The organism is Pseudomonas sp. P1_F1_2, assembly GCF_056405815.1.
The window spans coordinates 1-17079 of the sequence record NZ_JBFUBK010000057.1; the positions used below are offsets into that span (position 1 = coordinate 1).

Sequence of the window (17079 nt, forward strand, 5' to 3'; positions counted from 1 at the left end):
GTCCGGCAGATCGGCGAACAGCGTCAATGTGGTGAGCGCAGCCGTCGCCGGCAAGTAATGGGCAACCAGCAAACTCCCGTCCGGATTGACGATCGTGCCGCCATTGAACGCCGCCGTCGGCAGATCGACACCCAACGCTTCAATCTGCTGCAACATCGCTTTGGGCGGGCGCCCGGTGGCCAGGCTGAACAGCACGCCCGCCTCGCGCAGCGAACGTACCGCCGCAATGGTGCGCTGGCTGAGCGTGTGATCAGGCAGCAGCAAGGTGCCGTCCATGTCACTGAGCAGAAAACGGATGGGCTGCTGCGTTTCCCCCTTCATCCGAGGCTGTGCCAAACGCGACCGTCACGGGCCAGCAGCTCGTCGGCGGCTGCCGGGCCGTCTTCACCGGCCGCGTAACTCTGGACCGTTGCGTCCTGCTGCCAGGCATCGAGGAACGGCTGCACGGCGCGCCAGCCATTCTCGATATTGTCGGCGCGCTGGAACAGCGTCTGATCGCCCGTCAGGCAGTCGTAGATCAGCGTTTCGTAGCCGGTGGACGGCTGCATTTCGAAGAAATCCTTATAGGCAAAACCCAGCTCGATATTGGCCATGTTCAAGGCCGGGCCAGGTCGTTTGGCCAACAGGTCGAACCACATGCCTTCGTTGGGCTGGATCTGGATCCGCAGATAGGTCGGTTGCATCTCATCGACCTCGGTATCGCGAAATTGGGCATACGGCGCCGGTTTGAAACAGATGACAATCTCGGTGTCGCGCACGCTCATGCGTTTGCCCGTGCGCAGGTAGAACGGCACGCCGACCCAGCGCCAGTTGTCGATCATGACTTTGAGCGCGACGTAGGTTTCGGTATTGCTGTCGGGCGCCACGTTGTTTTCCTGGCGATACCCCGGCAACGGCTTGCCGTCGACTTCGCCCGTGGCGTATTGACCGCGAATCGAATTGGCTCGGGCGTCTTCGGTAGACCAAGGGCGAATGGCCCCCACGACTTTGGCTTTTTCACCGCGTACCGCATCAGCGCCAAACGCCGCTGGCGGTTCCATTGCCACCATCGCCAGGAGCTGGAACAGGTGGTTGGGCACCATGTCCCGCAGGGCGCCGGTGTGTTCATAAAAACTGCCACGGGTTTCCACGCCGACGGTTTCGGCGGCAGTTATTTGCACGTGGTCGATGTAATGATTGTTCCAGAACGCTTCGAACAGGCTGTTGGAAAACCGGCTGATCAGAATGTTCTGTACGGTTTCCTTGCCCAGGTAGTGATCGATCCGGTAGATCTGGTTTTCCGTCATCACTTTGAGCAAGCAGGCATTCAAGGCTTCTGCGGTTTGCAGATCGGACCCGAACGGTTTTTCGATGACCACCCTTCTGAATGCGTCGGGTGTTTCCACCAGCAAGCCTGCGGCGCCGAGGCGACGCACCACTTCGCTGAAGAAACGTGGCGCGGTGGCCAGGTAGAACACCGCATTGCCAGTGCCGCTGGCGGCGATTTTCGCCGCCAGCGCTTGATAAGTGCTGTCGTCCAGGAAGTCGCCCTGGACGTAGCTGATGCCTTTGGCCAGCTTGGCCCACACCTGCGGGTCAAGGGCTTGATCGCCCTTGCCCGACTTGGCCGCCCTTTCGCTTCGAATGAAATCTTCGAGCTTGCGAGCGAAGGCTTCGTCAGTAATGGCGTTGTGATCCACGCCGATGATCCGCAAGCCATCACCCAGCAAACCATCGCGACTCAGGTTGTACAACGCCGGCATCAGCAGGCGCTTGACCAGGTCACCGTGGGCACCGAACAGGAATAACGTGGTGGGCGGTGCGGGTTCTGCCTTGGATTTCTTGCGGATCGCGTGGGTCATTTTTTCGCAGTCTCCACATGGCCGCCGAAGCCGAAGCGCTGGGCCGAGAGAATCTTGTCACCAAAGGTGCCTTGCCCACGCGAACGGTAGCGCGAGAACAGCGAGTTCGACAGTACCGGTACCGGCACCGATTGCTCCATGGCGGCTTCGATGGTCCAGCGACCTTCACCGCTGTCAGCCACGGAACCGGAAAAACCGTCGAGTTTCGGATCGCTGGCCAGCGCGTCGGCCGTCAGGTCGAGCAGCCAGGACGACACCACGCTGCCACGACGCCAGACTTCGGCGATGTCGCCGACGTTCAGATCAAAGCGCTGATCTTCCGGCAGGTTGGTGCTGGACTTGGTTTTGAGGATATCGAAACCTTCGGCAAAGGCCTGCATCATCCCGTACTCGATGCCGTTGTGGATCATCTTCACGAAGTGGCCTGCACCTGCGGGGCCGGCGTGGATGTAGCCACGTTCGGCGCGATCGTCATCGGACTTGCGGTCCTTGGTGCGCGGGATATCACCCATGCCAGGTGCCAGGGTATCGAACAGCGGATCAAGGCGCTTAACCACCTCGGCATCGCCGCCGATCATCATGCAGTAGCCGCGTTCCAGGCCCCAGACGCCGCCGGAAGTGCCAACGTCGATGTAGTGCAGGCCTTTTTCCGACAAGGTTTTCGCCCGGCGGATGTCGTCCTTATAGAAGGTGTTGCCGCCGTCGATGATGGTGTCGCCGGCTTCGAGCAAGGTGCTCAGGGTGTCGATGGTGTTTTCGGTCGGCGCGCCGGCCGGCAACATGACCCAGACCGCACGCGGTTTGGCCAGGCCAGCCACCAAGGCCGGCAAGTCTGCGGCGCCCTTGGCGCCCTCGGCAGTCAAGGTGTCGATGAAGGCGGTATTGCGGTCGTAAACGACAGTGGTATGCCCATTGAGCATCAGGCGCCGCGCAATATTGCCGCCCATGCGGCCCAGTCCAATGATCCCGAGTTGCATGTGCTGATGCTCCCTACTACAAATAAAGTGTGTCAAAGGTATAGCCCAACGTGACTCATGGGGTTAGTCCAGAGCGTTGGCACATAGTTTCCGGGCATTGTGCCCGATCCTGATGGATAACGTCGGTAATCGCGCCGAAGACACAACGACCATGAAAAATAAAAAAGTTCCCTTGAGGGGCAAAAGAAATCAAAATCAGCGCCGATAGTAGATCAGCACCTGATTGCAGGGGGCGGTTCTACAGTTGAGTCAACCATTTGCGAGGTGAGCAATGGGCACAGTACACGCAGCACGGCCAGCACAAACCCTTTACGTCACGATCCATCGTGATGAGTTGCGTCAGCTAAAAGAAGAGCGCGACCTCTTGAAGCAGGAACTTGCGCAACTGCGCCAGTTGACTCAAGGCACCCAATCACCACCCCTGCCCGTCACCCAGCACGCCCCCCACGCCTGATCTGCTCAGGTGATTCGGAAACAGTCTCGAACTGTTTCCGACCTCGTTTTGCCCCTCGTTTTTCACAATTTTTTCACATTTGCCTATTGATACTGCCGCCCCCCTTATTGCCGCTCGGTTTTCGGGTGGTTTCTGTTCGTCGGCAATGGATGGTTCGACGTTGAAGTGATTTCTGGCTGGAGCGTTGAATGGCATTGTTTAAACGCAGCAACACGTCTGCGAAAGGTCTCGATTGGGCAGCACTTCTCTGGTTATTCCTGTTCTTCTGGTATTTTTCCGGTATCACTCAATTACTCATTCAACTGACCGGCACCTCGGGCTTTTCCGGGTTTCGCCAGGCCTTTGTGATGAGCGCCATCTGGCTTGCACCGATGCTGTTGTTCCCTAAACAGACGCGTGTGATGGCGGCAGTGATCGGCGTCGTGCTGTGGGCCTGTTCGATGGCCAGCCTGGGTTATTTCTTTATCTACCAACAGGAATTTTCCCAGAGCGTCATCTTCATCATGTTCGAATCGAACATCTCTGAAGCCGGCGAGTACATGACCCAGTATTTCGCCTGGTGGATGGTCGCTGCATTCCTTGCCCATACGCTGTTCGCTTATTTCCTGTGGACCCGCTTGCGCCCGGTGGTCCTGCCGCGCTGGCAGGCACTGGTTGCCGCGACGGCGATCGTGATCGCCGTGGTTGGTTACCCGCTGGTCAAACAGACCGCGCGCACCGGCAGTTTCGCGGAAGGTTTCGATAAGTTCGAAACCCGCATCGAGCCCGCCGTGCCTTGGCAGATGGCCGTGGCCTATCACCGCTACCTGGAAACCCTGGCTGGCATGCAAGACATGCTGCACAGCGCAAGCAAGATCCCCCCGTTGAAAAACCTGACGGACACGATGGCCAACCAGCCCGCGACCCTGGTGCTGGTGATCGGCGAGTCCACCAACCGTCAGCGCATGAGCCTCTACGGTTACCCGCGCGAGACCACGCCGGAGCTGGACAAGCTTAAAGATCAACTGGCGGTCTTCGACAACGTCATCACCCCACGCCCTTACACCATCGAGGCGTTGCAGCAGGTGCTGACCTTCGCTGACGAAGAACACCCGGACCTTTACCTGTCTACGCCGTCGCTGGTCAGCATGATGAAACAGGCGGGCTACAAGACGTTCTGGATCACCAACCAGCAGACCATGACCAAGCGCAACACCATGCTGACAACCTTCTCCGAGCAGGCCGACGAGCAGGTGTACCTGAACAACAACCGCAATCAGAACGCCGCCCAGTACGACGGCGATGTCATCGAGCCGTTCAACAAGGCACTGGCCGATGCCGCACCGCGCAAGCTGATCGTTGTGCATTTGCTCGGTACGCACATGAGCTACCAGTACCGTTACCCGCCGACGTTCGACAAGTTCACCGACCGCAAAGGCGTGCCGGACGGTGTGCGCGACGATCAGGTGCCGACCTACAACAGCTATGACAATGCCGTGTTGTACAACGACTTCGTCGTATCGAGCCTGATCAAGGACTACGCCAAGTCCGACCCGAACGGCTTCCTGCTGTACCTCTCCGACCACGGTGAAGATGTGTTTGACTCCGTGGGGCACAGCACCCTCGGGCGCAACGAGAACAAGCCGACTGCGCCGATGTACACCATTCCGTTCATGGCCTGGGCTTCGCCGAAATGGCGTGAAAACCATGACTGGAGCTTTGCCGCCGACCTGAGCAGGCCTTACAGCAGCTCGCAACTGATTCACACCTGGGCCGACCTGGCCGGGTTGAGTGCTGATGAACTGGACCGCAGCAAAAGCCTGGTCAGTGACAGCTTCAAGCCGCGCCCACTGATGATCGGCAACCCTTACGAGCGTGAGGCCCGCCCGCTGATCGACTTCAGTTTGATGAAGCCTAAAGTGGCTCCAGCCGTCGTTAAACAGTAGCTCCATTCAGGGGCCGGTTCCGGCCCCTTTTTGTTGCGCATCGCGCAGTTCCTCCTCCCCCTTTTCAATCACGGGCGCCCGGCTCTGGCGTGCTCATTCCCATTTGACGGAATCGGCAGATAATGTCCCTGCGACATAGCTTCATGGACGAAAGGCCCTGAACCCGTAATGGGAGGCACCCATGAAATATACGACCCTGATCGTTGCTGGCCTGATGACGTTCGGCTCTGCCACTGCCTTTGCAGAATACGGCTCCGAACGCATGCAGTATTACTACGAGACTTTGCATCTCGCGCAGCAAAAGGCAAATGGCTTTGAGGTCAAAAACATTGAACTGCGCGTCCCCAGCGATCAAACCGCACAAATGACCGAATCCTACAGACCGAAGTAATCGAAGCCAGCCGGGCGTCCTGATGGACGCCCTTTTTTATGCCTGCTCGAAAGCGCTCAAGTGCCCCCGGTTAAAGGTTCTTGGTCCAGAACAGCATGCGGCCATGGGCCGGGTCGAACATGCCAGCGGCAAAACCGAACTTGCCGTAAGACGCTTGCGCGACGGCGTTACCTTCAAGGACTTCCAGGGTGATCTTGCAGCAGCCACGCTGGCGGGCAATGTCTTCAACTTTTTGCAGCATTTTCTGGCTCAGGCCCAGGCCACGAAACTGCGGCACCACCGACACGTCGTGAACGTTGACCAGCGGTCGGCAGGCAAAGGTCGAAAAGCCTTCGAAGCAGTTGACCAGCCCCGCCGGTGCACCGTCGACAAAGGCCAATACACTGAAGGCGTGGGGACGCTTGGCCAGCTCCCCCGGCAACTGCTGCAGAATATCTTCGGGCAACGAATGCCCTCCGCCCATCGGGTCTTGGGCATAGGCATTGAGCACCACGCCAATGGCTTCGGCATGCACCGGGTTGGTATAGCTGGCCTGAAGTACAAGAATGTCTGCGGATTCCATTTCCATTGTCGCTATCCCATCAAGTGGTTCCGGCGCGTCACTCGCGCCGCGAAGTCGATGGACAGTATCGCGAGTCGTCATCATCGACAACCTGAACCTGCCTCAAACACCCCATATCAGCGTCTCGGTCCATCCCAACTCGGCAAAGTCCGCCGCTCTCAGCCCCGACTCGCCGGCACAGAAAAACTCGTCCAGTTGAGGCGGTGCGACCGAGGTGCCGCTGAGCATGGCATGGACCTGGCCGCGATGATGAATCTGGTGCTCAAACAGATGAGACAACAAGCGCAGACGGCTGTCGTGTTGCGGTGTGTCCCGGGCAATGGTCACGACTCGCCCCAAATCTGCATCGCGCAGTTGCTCGCAGTAAGCGATCAGTCGATTGTCCACCAGTGATTGCTCACGCTTGAGATCTGCTCCGAGGGTGAACGGCTCATCCACTTTGAAAAACACGTAGCAATCGGGGTGCGGATCGTCACCGCGCAATTCGCGTTCCAGCGCATCCACGTAAAACCAGTCGCACGTCAGGATGTGATTAAGGGTGGCAAAAACACTGGGGAAGAAGCTGACGCGTGGCGCCGCCAGTTCCGCCGGACTCAATTGACGCCAGGCGTTGGCGAGTCGATGGTTGGCCCAGGCATTTTGATAGGCCATGGTCAGCAAGTGATGAGACAAGGGTTGATGCATGATCGCGGCTCCCAAGTATCAAGCGTCGGCAAAACGCTTTAGCTGCATTTCCTGTAACCGGCTCAAGGTGCGGCGGAACGGGAACTCCAGATACCCCTGCGTGTACAGGGCCTCCATCGGCACCTGCGCTTCGAGGTACAGCGGCACCTTGCGGTCGTAGCACTCGTCCACCAGCGCAATGAAACGCCGCACGCCATCGTCGTTGACTGACAGTTGCGGCAACTCACGGTCCCCCGCCACGACGCGCTCGACACCGTCTTCGGTACCTCGGGCGATACGTCCTTCACGTTTTTTGGCGCTGAGGTTCGGCACTTCACTCAACAGGATAGCGCTGTAGGTGTCACACAGCGCCATGAAGTCCATCGCCGAAAAAGGCTGCTCGCACAGGTCGGTATAACGACACCACAGCACGCTGGCACTGGCTTGAACGACATTGACGCAACGGTAGCCAACCGTGACCGGCTCGCTGGACACTGTCTGGCCGACGGTCAACGCCTTGAACACGTCGCCGAGCGCGTCGGGATGCGCGGCATCGGTCACCCAGTAACGCTGCAAGGCAGTGCCCGGATGCAGGCGATGATCTTCGCTGCCTTCCACGGCGATCACCTGCATGTGTTGCTTGATCGCCTCAATGGCGGGCACGAAGCGGTCACGATTAAAGCCATCGGCATAGAGCTGATCCGGCGGCTGATTGGACGTACACACCATCACCATGCCTTGCTCGAACATCACTTGGAACAAGCGCCCGAGAATGATCGCGTCGCCGATATCGTTGACGAACAGCTCGTCAAAACACAGCACCCGCACTTCCTGGCTCAACTCGCGCGCCAACGCCTTCAAGGGGTCGGCGGTGCCAGTCAGTTGAAACGACCGCTGGTGCACCCAGCCCATGAAATGGTGGAAGTGTTGACGCCGGGCCGGCACGCGCAGGTTTTGATAGAACTGATCCATCAACCAGGTCTTGCCGCGCCCGACCGGCCCCCACAGGTAGACGCCAGTGATTGGCGTGTGACCTTCAAGCAACGCTTCGTGGCATTTTTGCAGCGCCCACACCGCGTGTTCCTGGGCTTCGTCCTGGACGAAACCCAAGTGTTCAACGGCGTGTTGCCAGGCGCTTAACGGAGAGTCGACATTCATGCGCGGGAGTATACGTCCGATCTGTAACCACTGCCGAACGCCGCACACGGGCTGTAGCAGCTCGGCAGCTGCTACAGCACGGACGCAGCCTCGCAGGCTCGGCAGCTGCTACAGCACGGACGCAGACTCGGTAGCTGCTACAGAGAGATGTCCAGCCGGGCGATCTTGCCCTGGTCGTTAAGGCGGAACATGTAACGCAACTCAAGCGGGCTGCCGGGAAACGTACCGGAGATCAGGTTGTGTACCAGCACTTTGCCCGTGCGCTGCTGCACATCCAGCACCTCGACCCGGGGTTGATAGCGCTGCGCGGTGTCTTCCATCCATTGGGCAATCGCGCGGGTGCCGATCTGGTGCTGACCCTCATCGAACACATTGGCGTCCTCGGCAAAAAAACTGGCGACCCTGGAGGTGTCATGCGCATTGGCGGCGGCAATGTAAGCAGCGATGGCGGGCGCCAGTGAAGAGGCGGGATTGGACATGTTTGCGGCTCCTTGTCAGTTGATTCTGGAGCCATCCTAAAACAAGCCTGTGTCAGTTCTTGTCAGGAGTGAAACGCCCGGCCTCATCCAGTTGCATCTGCTTGCGCCAGATACGCAGCAAGTCACTACGCCGCCCCGGATATCGCTCGCCCTGCTCATTGGCGGCCGAAATCCGGTCGGTGCGAAAGGTCCGATAGGCACTGCGTAATTCGCACCAGGCAACAATGATCCGCACTTCATTGAGAAACCCCAACGCCAGCGGCCAGATCAGCCGTTGGCTAGGCACCTTGTTGGCGTCTGCGTAGTCGATGCTCAGCTTGGACTGGTCGCGGATGGCCTGGCGAAACACGCCCAACGGCACGGCATTTTCCGGATAGCCATAACCGGGCGGGCCCGGCAGCACCGTCGGGTTGCGCAACGCGTCCTGGGCTTCAGGGGCCAGTACGGCGGCAATCTTGGCCAAGGCGTCGGCTGCCGCTTTGCTCAACACCTCGTCACCGCGCTGATCGACGTAGCGCAAACCCAGCACGATGGCTTCGGTTTCGTCGGCATTGAGCATCAAGGGCGGCAGAAACAGACCGCTGCGCAGCACATAACCGACCCCTGCTTCGCCGAAAATCGGTGCGCCAAGCGCCGTCAGTTCGGCGATATCGCGGTACAGCGTGCGCTCGGAAATTTCCAGTTCGCTGGCGAGCGTTGCCGCCGTCACCGGCCGACTCTTGCCCCGCAGCACTTGCAACAACGTGAGTAGACGAGTGGTTCGCGACACGATGGGCAGGCTCTTTCTGAAAAAGTTGTCGGAGCTTAGCAGAGGCCCCTGTCAGAAAGTGGCAGCAGCGAGTGGGTCCGTTGGTCGCTTGTTTGGCCTCCATGGAAAAGCGTGTTGACGCCATAGATTACCGGCATCATATTTAATACATGTCGCGAAACATCTATATTAAATCCCGGCGTTTTTCCTTCAGGAGTCACCCCATGCATTACAAAGTTTTTGGTCGCAAAACCGGCTTGCGCGTTTCGGAATTGGCGTTGGGCGCCGGTAACTTCGGCACCGGTTGGGGGCATGGCGCGGAACGTGACGAAGCCAAGCGTATTTTCGACGGCTACCTGGAAGCCGGCGGCAATTTCATCGACACCGCCAACGGCTATCAGGCCGGACAATCTGAAGTGATGCTCAGCGAATTTATCGCAGCAGAGCGCGATCGCCTGGTCATCGCCAGCAAATACACCTTGGGGACGACACCGTCGGCGAGCATTTCCCACACTGGCAACAACCGCAAAAACATGGTCCGCGCCGTCGAAGAAAGCCTGAAGCGGCTCAAAACCGATCACCTGGACGTGTTCTGGGCGCACATGAGCGATGGCGTGACACCGATGGAAGAAATCCTGCGCGGCTTCGACGACCTGGTGCGCGCCGGCAAGATCCATTACGCCGGGCTGTCAAACTTTCCGGCATGGCGCATCGCCCGCGCCGACGTGTTGGCCGAGGTGCGCGGTTTTGCACCCATTACGGCGATTCAAGTGGAATACAGCCTGGCCGAACGTACCGCCGAGCGTGAACAACTTCCGATGGCCGAAGCCTTGGGGCTGGCCGCGACGTTATGGTCGCCGCTGGGTGGCGGGTTCCTCACCGGCAAGTACCGCTCCAACGATGGCGACAACCGCGGGAACAAACTCGGCATCCTGATCCACGCGGAAAAAGGCGCCCGCGAAACAGCCCTCCTTGACACGTTGCTCGCCGTTGCGGCCGAGCTGGAGGCCAGCCCGACGCACGTAGCCATTGCCTGGTTGCGCGCAAAAGCCCAGCGTTCGACTACCGCGCTGATTCCGATTCTGGGGTCGCGCACCCGTGAGCAACTGGACGCGACGCTCGGTGCGCTGAATGTGCAACTGAGCGTGGATCAATTGGCGCGACTGGATGGCGTCAGCGATGTGGCCAAAGGTGTGCCGCACGAAACACTTGCCGGATCGTTTTCACGGTTTAGCGGTGACCAAACCCTCGACCTGCCGATCATCCCGGTGGCCTGACACACATCAAACCTGTAGGAGCGAGCAGGCTCGCTCCTACAGGGGACTGTGTTTACCGGTCGACTTTATGTCTGGCCGCGTACAAACACAGCATTTCCATCGCCAATGTCGCCGCCGCCAGTGAGGTAATGTCGGCGTGATCGTAGGCCGGTGCGACTTCCACCACGTCCATTCCTACCAGATTGATCCCGCGCAACCCGCCCAGAATCTCCAGCGCCTGCACCGTGCTCAAGCCACCGCACACCGGCGTCCCGGTGCCCGGGGCGAACGCCGGGTCGAGGCAATCGATATCGAACGTCAGGTACACCGGGTTATCCCCTACCCTCGACCGGATCGCCTCGACGATCGCTTCGCAGCCCTGGCGATGCACCTGACGCGCATCCAGCACCTGAAAACCCTGGTGATCGTCGTTGGTGGTGCGCAAACCGATCTGCACCGAGCGCGATGGATCCACCAGCCCTTCCTTGGCGGCGTGCCAGAACATGGTGCCGTGGTCGACCCGCTTGCCGTCCTCGTCCGGCCAAGTGTCGCTGTGGGCGTCGAAATGGATCAGCGACAACGCACCATGCTTGCGCGCATGGGCCTTGAGCAGCGGATAGGTAATGAAGTGGTCCCCGCCAAAGGTCAGCATCGCGCTGCCGCTGTTCAATATGTGCTCCGCGTGGGTCTCGATGCTTTCCGGGATCGTGTGTGGTGAGCCGTAATCGAAGTCGCAATCGCCGTAGTCGATGACAGCCAAGTGATCGAACGGATCGAACGTCCAGGGCCAGTGACGTTCCCAGGCAATCCCGGTCGAGGCCGCCCGAATCCCGCGTGGCCCGAAGCGTGCGCCGGGACGGTTGCTGGTGGCGGTGTCGAACGGGACACCGCTGACCGCGACGTCGACACCGCGCAAGTCACGGCTGTAGCGACGACGCATGAAACTGGTGATGCCGGCGTAGGTGCTTTCGGCGGCAGTCCCATAGAGGCTGTCGCGGGTCATGGCCTGGTCGTTTTGCATCGGGACGTCCATGGTGATCTCCTTTTTATTATTGATGGCTACGGAACGTGGTCCACAGACGCGTGCGCTGGCGCAGATCCTTGAGGCTCATGCTTTGGTCGGCGTACAAGCGTTCGCGCATCTCGGGCAACGGAAAGATGTCCGGGTCGGTGCGCACAGCTTCATCCACCAGCGGCGTTGCCGCCTGGTTGGCCGTGGCGAAAAACAGCGTGTTGGTCAGCGCCGCGACGGATTCGGGGCGCAACATGAACTCGATAAATGCCCGGGCAGCTTCAGGGTGCGGTGCGTCCTTGGGGATCGCCAGGTTGTCCTGCCAGACCAGCGTGCCCTCCTTCGGAATCCGGTAGACCACTTCGAACGGTTTGTTGGCCTTGTGCGCCTGATCGGCCGCCATGCTGGCATCACCGTTGTAGGTCAGCGCCAGGCAAACGCTGCCATTGGCCAGATCGCTGATCTGCCGGCCGGTGGCGACGTACAGCACATTCGGTTGCAATTGATGCAACAACGCCTCGGCGGCAGCCAGATCCGCCTTGTCGGTGCTGTAGGGATCTTTACCCAGATAATGCAGCGCCAGGCCGATCACCTCTTGCGGCGAATCGAGAATGGCGATGCCGCAGTCTTTCAGTTTGCTGGCGTATTGCGGATTGAACAGCAGGTCCAGGCTATTGAGCGGCACGTTTGGCAAACGCTGCTGGACCGCTTGCACGTTCATCCCCAAACCCAATGTGCCCCAGGTATAAGGCACGCCGTAGCGGTTACCGGGGTCGACGGCCGCGAGTTTCTCCAGCAAATCGGGGTCGAGGTTAGCGTAACCCTTCAGGCCTTCATGGAGGATTTCCTTCAGCGCCCCTGCCGCCAGCCCACGGGCCAACACGCTGGACGATGGCACCACCACGTCATAACCGCTGCCGCCGGTCAGCAGCTTGGTTTCCAGCACTTCGGAGGAGTCGAAGGTGTCGTAGCGCACGTGAATACCGGTTTCCTGCTCAAACCGCTGCAAGGTTTCGGGCGCCACGTAATCGGCCCAACTGTAGAGATTGAGGGTCTTTTCCTCGGCCTGTGCCGAGGCGGCCATGGCGAGGAACAGCGCGGGTAAACACAACTTGAAGACGGGAACCATGACGAGCACCTGACCAGGGGAAGTGGATGCAGCGTGCGCGCTCGGATACATTGGCGAAATACCAAGTTTGTTAACCTGACTTTATGGCGGAGTAATGTTTGATGCTCGGGCAACTTCACGACCTCGACCTGCAACTGCTGCGCCTGTTTGTCCGTGTGGTGGAGTGCGGCGGTTTCAGCGCGGCCCAAGGTGAGCTGGGTTTGAGCCAGTCGAGCATCAGCCAGCAAATGGCCAGGCTCGAAACCCGGCTCGGTTATCGCTTGTGCAGTCGTGGCAAGGGCGGGTTCAAGATCACGCCCAAGGGTGAGCAGCTGTTGACCGCGACGCGCGGGTTGTTTGAGTCCATCGAAGCGTTTCGTCATCAATCCAATGGCGTGGCGGGCCGATTGATCGGCGAAGTGCGCCTGGGCCTGTCCGAGGCCCTCGATCAATCGGTGCTGCAGCGGGTGGCCGATGCGATACGACGCTTTCGTGAGCGAGACGAATCGGTGCGCATCGAGTTGATCAGCGCCATGCCCGGCGAAATGGAACGCCTGCTGCTACAACAACGACTTGACCTGGCCATCGGCTATTTTTCACAGGTGCAGAGCGCCTTTGACTACCGCGAACTGTTCACCGAAACCCAGCATTTGTATTGCGCCGCCGGCCATCCGTTGTTCACCGATGACGCGCCGAGCGACGATGCCCTGCACGCCTGTGACCGAGTCGATCACCCCTACCGTTTTTTGCGCAGTGACGAGCCGTTTCAAGGCAAATTGTGCTCGGCGCGCTCCGAGCAAGTCGAAGGCACCCTCGCCTTCATTCTGTCGGGCAAACACGTGGGCTACTTGCCTGATCACTTTGCCCGCAGCTGGGAAGACAAAGGTTTGCTTCGCGCCGTGCGAGAAGGTGATTTGAGCTTTGAGGTGGCGTTCCACCTGGCACGTCACCGCGCCGTGGTACCGGGCGATGCGCAGAAGGCCTTTGAAGAAGACCTGCTCGCTGCATTTGAATGAATTCCCAGCGATGATCGTTCCCACGCGGAGCATGGGAACGAGAAAACCCGACCTTTCAGGCAGTTATTGTGCGTTGCCCTCGCTGTCCGCTGCTGGCATCCTGCGCCTCCATTTTCCGACCCGGCCCGCCTTTTGGCACGCAAACCATCATGACCGCCTCTGAAAAAGCCCCCGCCTCGCGCAACAACGACCTCATCTATGGCCTCAACGACCGCCCGCACCTGACCGCGACGGTATTCGCCGCCCTGCAACATGTGTTGGCGAGTTTTGTCGGCATCATCACCCCGACCCTGATCATGGGCGGTGCGCTCGGCCTGCAAAGTGAAGTGCCCTACCTGATCAGCATGGCGCTGTTCGTTTCCGGCCTGGGCACCTTTGTCCAAGCCCGGCGCTTCGGCCCGGTCGGCTCCGGCTTGCTGTGCCTGCAAGGCACCAGTTTCTCGTTCATCAGTGTGATTCTCAGTGCCGGGTTCATGGTCAAGGCACGGGGCGGCGGCACCGATGAAATCCTCTCGACGATCTTTGGCGTGTGCTTTTTTGCGGCGTTCATTGAAGTGGTGCTGAGCCAGTTCATCGGCAAACTGCGGATGCTCATCACCCCGGTGGTGACCGGCACCATCATCACGCTCATGGGCTTGTCGCTGATCAAAGTGGCCATGACCGACATCGCCGGCGGCTTCGGTGCACCGGACCTCGGCGCGGCCAGCCACTTGGCGCTGGCGGCCCTGGTGCTTGGCACAATTGTGCTGTTGAACCGGGTCGATGTGCCGTTCCTGCGCCTCGGTGCGATCGTCATCGGCCTGACGTTGGGCTATGTCGTGGCCTGGCTGATGGGCGACGTCAGTTTCGCCAGCCTGCCCGATGTTCCGCTGATGAGCGTGCCGGTGCCGTTCAAGTACGGTTTTAACTTCGATTGGGTCGCGTTTGTGCCGGTTGCGGTGATTTTCCTGGTGTCGCCCCTGGAAGCCGCCGGTGACCTGACCGCCAACTCGATGATTTCCCGGCAACCGGTCAAAGGCCCGGTTTACATTCGCCGGATCAAATCCGGCCTGCTCGCCGATGGCCTCAACTCGGCCATGGCGGCGGTATTCAACAGCATGCCGATGGTCACGTTTGCGCAGAACAACGGCGTGATCCAGCTCACCGGCGTCGCCAGTCGTTACGTGGCGTTTTTCATCGCCGGTTTGCTGGTGCTGCTGGGGTTGTTCCCTATGATCGGCGCGGTGCTGCAACTGATGCCAAAACCCGTGCTTGGCGGCGCCGAGCTGGTGATGTTCGGCACCGTGGCAGTGGCCGGGATCAAGATTCTCGCCGAAGCCGGCCTGCATCGACGCAACATGCTGATCGTGGCGATATCCCTCGGCATGGGCCTGGGTGTGGCGGCGGTGCCAGAGGTGTTGCGCGAGTTACCGATGGCGTTGCACAACATTTTTGAATCGCCGATTACCGTCGGGGCGTTGTGCGCCATCGTGTTGAATATCTTCCTGCCCGAGGAGTTCATCGAGCTGGAAGAAGACGATTTCGACCCGGAAGCCTCGATCCTTCAGGTCATGGAAAACCCCGATATTACGAGGTGAAGCGTACGCCGGGCTTAGGTCGTTCATCGACGGTGAGCTCAAACACATCCGGGCGCGCATAGTGCCCGACCACGTCGTAGTCATATCGCGCGCGGATCAAATCGTCGGTGTCGATATGCGCCGTGAGCAAACCGGCGCCGTCACGCAGCGGCCCGGCCAGGATATCGCCCATCGGGCCGACAATGACGCTGCCACCGGCAATCAGTGGCCGATCCGCCGGCCAGTTGGCGATGTCCACGCCCAAGGCTTGCGGTGAATCCTGGACCTGGCAAGCGCTGACCACGAAGCAGCGGCCTTCATGGGCGATGTGACGCATGCTGACCTGCCACATCTCGCGCTCGTCTACCGTCGGCGCACACCACACCTCGATGCCTTTGGCGTACATCGCAGTGCGCAGCAGCGGCATCATGTTTTCCCAGCACACCACAGCGCCGATGCGCCCGACCTGACTGTCGATCACCGGCAACGTCGAGCCATCGCCCTTGCCCCAGATCAGCCGTTCGGTGCCGGTGGGCATCAACTTGCGGTGTTTGGCCACGAGCCCGGCCTGCGGGTCGAAATACAGCGCCGTGCAATGCAGCGTACTGCCTGAGCGTTCAATGACGCCGACCACCAGATTGGCCCCGGTACGCGCCGACAAACCGGCCAGGGCTTCAGTCTCGGCGCCAGGTACATCGATGGCGTTGGCAAAATAGCGGGCAAACGCCTCACGACCTTCCGGCAGCCGATAACCCAGTTGCGTACCAAACCCTTCGCCCTTGGGGTATCCACCCAGCAATGCTTCGGGCATCACCACCAATTGGGCGCCGGATTCGGCAATGGCGTTTTCCCAGGCAAGAATCTGCTCCAGGGTGTCGGCCTTGCCACCGGGCAAGGAGCCGATTTGCAGCGCGGCAACAATTGACTTGGGCATCGCAGTGACTCCATTGGCATCAGGTGTTGCTCATTCTCCGGCGCCACGGGATCATGAATAAAGCCCGATTCGCTGCTGAATGATATGAACCCTATGAATATCGCCACCGTCGATCTCAACTTGCTCAAAGTCTTCGAAGCATTGCATGAGGAGTCCAGCGCCAGCCGCGCGGCCTTACGCCTGGGCGTGACGCAATCAGCGGTCAGTGCCGCGTTGCGTCGACTACGCGAGGTGTATGGCGATCAATTGTTTGTGCGCACCGGACGTGGACTGGCACCGACGCTCAAGGCCAACCAACTGAAACCGGTGGTCAGCGACGCCTTGAACAAATGCCGTCAGAGCCTGGCCATGGTCGATCCGGCGGCCAATCATTACGAAGGTCGCTCCGTAACGGTGGGGATGTCGGATGATTTTGAAATCGCCTATGGCCGGCGATTGATCGAAGAAGTGGCGCGTACCGCACCGAAGCTGCGGCTGATCTTCCGGCAAACCCACAGCCAGATCGTCGCCCATGCGTTGATGGAACGCAGCATCGATCTGGCGATCACCGCCGGTGGATTCGCCGAACGGTTGCTCAGTCGTCAGGTATTGGGTGAAGGCGGATACAGGTGCCTGGTGGATCGCGCCAGCCTGACCGAAGGGCAATCCATCATCAGTCTTGAGGAGTTTGTTGCCCGCGATCACATCCTGGTGTCGTCCGGTGGTTTTATCGGTATCACCGATGAAGGGCTGGCGGCACTGGGGCTCAGTCGGCGGGTGTGTGCGTCGACCACGCACTTTGCCGCGTTGCCCCATCTGCTCAAGGGCAGTCAGGCGGTGGCGACCATTCCGGCGCACGCCGCGCAAAGCATCGCGGCGCTCAGTGGCCTGGCGTTGCTGCCCTGCCCTTTGGCGTTGCCGCGTTACCCGATCGAACTGGGCTGGCGTACCAGCACTCAGCTCGACCCGGTGGTATTGAAAGTGCGTGAGGCGATTGTCGCGTGTTTTGCCTGAAAAACG

18 protein-coding genes are annotated in these 17079 nt (G+C 59.8%); 7 read left to right on the top strand and 11 right to left on the bottom strand.

Annotation, left to right across the window (positions count from 1 at the left end; genetic code table 11):
- The 3 genes from AC1D2P_RS17670 to gnd all read right to left on the bottom strand — a co-directional run.
- The coding region (locus AC1D2P_RS17670) for an HAD family hydrolase (RefSeq protein ID WP_477811530.1) at positions 1-321 on the bottom strand (321 nt) is incomplete at its 3' end.
- Complete coding sequence (gene zwf, locus AC1D2P_RS17675) at positions 318-1841, bottom strand: glucose-6-phosphate dehydrogenase (RefSeq protein ID WP_477758130.1); 1524 nt, start codon at positions 1839-1841, stop codon at positions 318-320. The genes AC1D2P_RS17670 and zwf, both read right to left, overlap by 4 nt.
- On the bottom strand, positions 1838-2842 hold the full coding sequence (gnd, locus tag AC1D2P_RS17680; RefSeq protein ID WP_477758155.1) for a phosphogluconate dehydrogenase (NAD(+)-dependent, decarboxylating): 1005 nt from the start codon (positions 2840-2842) through the stop codon (positions 1838-1840). Before gnd ends, zwf begins: the two co-directional genes overlap by 4 nt.
- 247 nt (positions 2843-3089) lie before the next feature.
- Between gnd and AC1D2P_RS17685 the strand changes: the two genes are divergently transcribed.
- The 3 genes from AC1D2P_RS17685 to AC1D2P_RS17695 all read left to right on the top strand — a co-directional run bounded on the left by AC1D2P_RS17685 (position 3090) and on the right by AC1D2P_RS17695 (position 5588).
- Positions 3090-3272, top strand: a complete 183-nt coding sequence (locus AC1D2P_RS17685; RefSeq protein WP_258665807.1) for a DUF6026 family protein — start codon at positions 3090-3092, stop codon at positions 3270-3272.
- A gap of 188 nt (positions 3273-3460) precedes the next feature.
- A complete protein-coding gene (locus AC1D2P_RS17690) occupies positions 3461-5197 on the top strand; it encodes a phosphoethanolamine transferase CptA (protein ID WP_109786995.1) in 1737 nt (578 codons plus the stop codon).
- Positions 5198-5378: 181 nt separating this feature from the next.
- Positions 5379-5588: a hypothetical protein gene (locus tag AC1D2P_RS17695; protein WP_046033086.1), complete on the top strand. Its 210-nt coding sequence runs from the start codon at positions 5379-5381 to the stop codon at positions 5586-5588.
- A 70-nt stretch (positions 5589-5658) separates the two neighbouring features.
- On the opposite strand, the gene AC1D2P_RS17700 is transcribed toward AC1D2P_RS17695, so the two are convergent.
- The 5 genes from AC1D2P_RS17700 to AC1D2P_RS17720 form a co-directional block, all read right to left on the bottom strand.
- The gene (locus tag AC1D2P_RS17700) at positions 5659-6150 is read right to left on the bottom strand and encodes a GNAT family N-acetyltransferase (RefSeq protein WP_046033187.1); all 492 of its coding nucleotides are present in this window, start codon (positions 6148-6150) and stop codon (positions 5659-5661) included.
- 102 nt (positions 6151-6252) lie between these two features.
- On the bottom strand, positions 6253-6834 hold the full coding sequence (locus tag AC1D2P_RS17705; protein WP_109786996.1) for a DinB family protein: 582 nt from the start codon (positions 6832-6834) through the stop codon (positions 6253-6255).
- Positions 6835-6852: 18 nt separating this feature from the next.
- Positions 6853-7971 (bottom strand): cell division protein ZapE, encoded by a 1119-nt coding sequence (gene zapE / locus AC1D2P_RS17710; RefSeq protein ID WP_223525526.1) that lies wholly within the window; start codon positions 7969-7971, stop codon positions 6853-6855.
- 137 nt (positions 7972-8108) lie between these two features.
- Positions 8109-8450: a nuclear transport factor 2 family protein gene (locus tag AC1D2P_RS17715; RefSeq protein ID WP_046033083.1), complete on the bottom strand. Its 342-nt coding sequence runs from the start codon at positions 8448-8450 to the stop codon at positions 8109-8111.
- Between the two features lie 52 nt (positions 8451-8502).
- Positions 8503-9219, bottom strand: coding sequence for a helix-turn-helix transcriptional regulator (locus AC1D2P_RS17720; protein WP_046033082.1), 717 nt, complete (start codon positions 9217-9219; stop codon positions 8503-8505).
- A 203-nt stretch (positions 9220-9422) separates the two neighbouring features.
- On the opposite strand from AC1D2P_RS17720, the gene AC1D2P_RS17725 reads away from it, so the two are divergent.
- Positions 9423-10475: an aldo/keto reductase gene (locus AC1D2P_RS17725; protein WP_109787000.1), complete on the top strand. Its 1053-nt coding sequence runs from the start codon at positions 9423-9425 to the stop codon at positions 10473-10475.
- 52 nt (positions 10476-10527) lie between these two features.
- Here AC1D2P_RS17725 and speB read toward each other — a convergent pair whose 3' ends face one another.
- Complete coding sequence (speB, locus tag AC1D2P_RS17730; RefSeq protein ID WP_223525525.1) at positions 10528-11487, bottom strand: agmatinase; 960 nt, start codon at positions 11485-11487, stop codon at positions 10528-10530.
- A 16-nt stretch (positions 11488-11503) separates the two neighbouring features.
- Positions 11504-12595, bottom strand: a complete 1092-nt coding sequence (locus AC1D2P_RS17735) for a polyamine ABC transporter substrate-binding protein (RefSeq protein ID WP_109786459.1) — start codon at positions 12593-12595, stop codon at positions 11504-11506.
- Positions 12596-12696: 101 nt separating this feature from the next.
- Here AC1D2P_RS17735 and AC1D2P_RS17740 point away from each other — a divergent pair, with 101 nt between their 5' ends.
- Both AC1D2P_RS17740 and AC1D2P_RS17745 read left to right on the top strand, forming a co-directional pair.
- Positions 12697-13590: a LysR family transcriptional regulator gene (locus tag AC1D2P_RS17740; RefSeq protein WP_258665813.1), complete on the top strand. Its 894-nt coding sequence runs from the start codon at positions 12697-12699 to the stop codon at positions 13588-13590.
- 149 nt (positions 13591-13739) lie between these two features.
- Positions 13740-15167 carry a nucleobase:cation symporter-2 family protein gene (locus AC1D2P_RS17745; protein WP_477758131.1) on the top strand — a complete coding sequence of 476 codons (1428 nt, stop codon included), beginning with the start codon at positions 13740-13742 and terminating at the stop codon, positions 15165-15167.
- On the opposite strand, the gene AC1D2P_RS17750 is transcribed toward AC1D2P_RS17745, so the two are convergent.
- Complete coding sequence (locus AC1D2P_RS17750) at positions 15157-16080, bottom strand: carbon-nitrogen hydrolase family protein (RefSeq protein WP_258665817.1); 924 nt, start codon at positions 16078-16080, stop codon at positions 15157-15159. The two genes, AC1D2P_RS17745 and AC1D2P_RS17750, sit on opposite strands and share 11 nt — an antisense overlap.
- An 84-nt stretch (positions 16081-16164) precedes the next feature.
- On the opposite strand from AC1D2P_RS17750, the gene AC1D2P_RS17755 reads away from it, so the two are divergent.
- Positions 16165-17073, top strand: a complete 909-nt coding sequence (locus AC1D2P_RS17755; RefSeq protein ID WP_077432109.1) for a LysR family transcriptional regulator — start codon at positions 16165-16167, stop codon at positions 17071-17073.
- Positions 17074-17079: the final 6 nt, after the last annotated feature.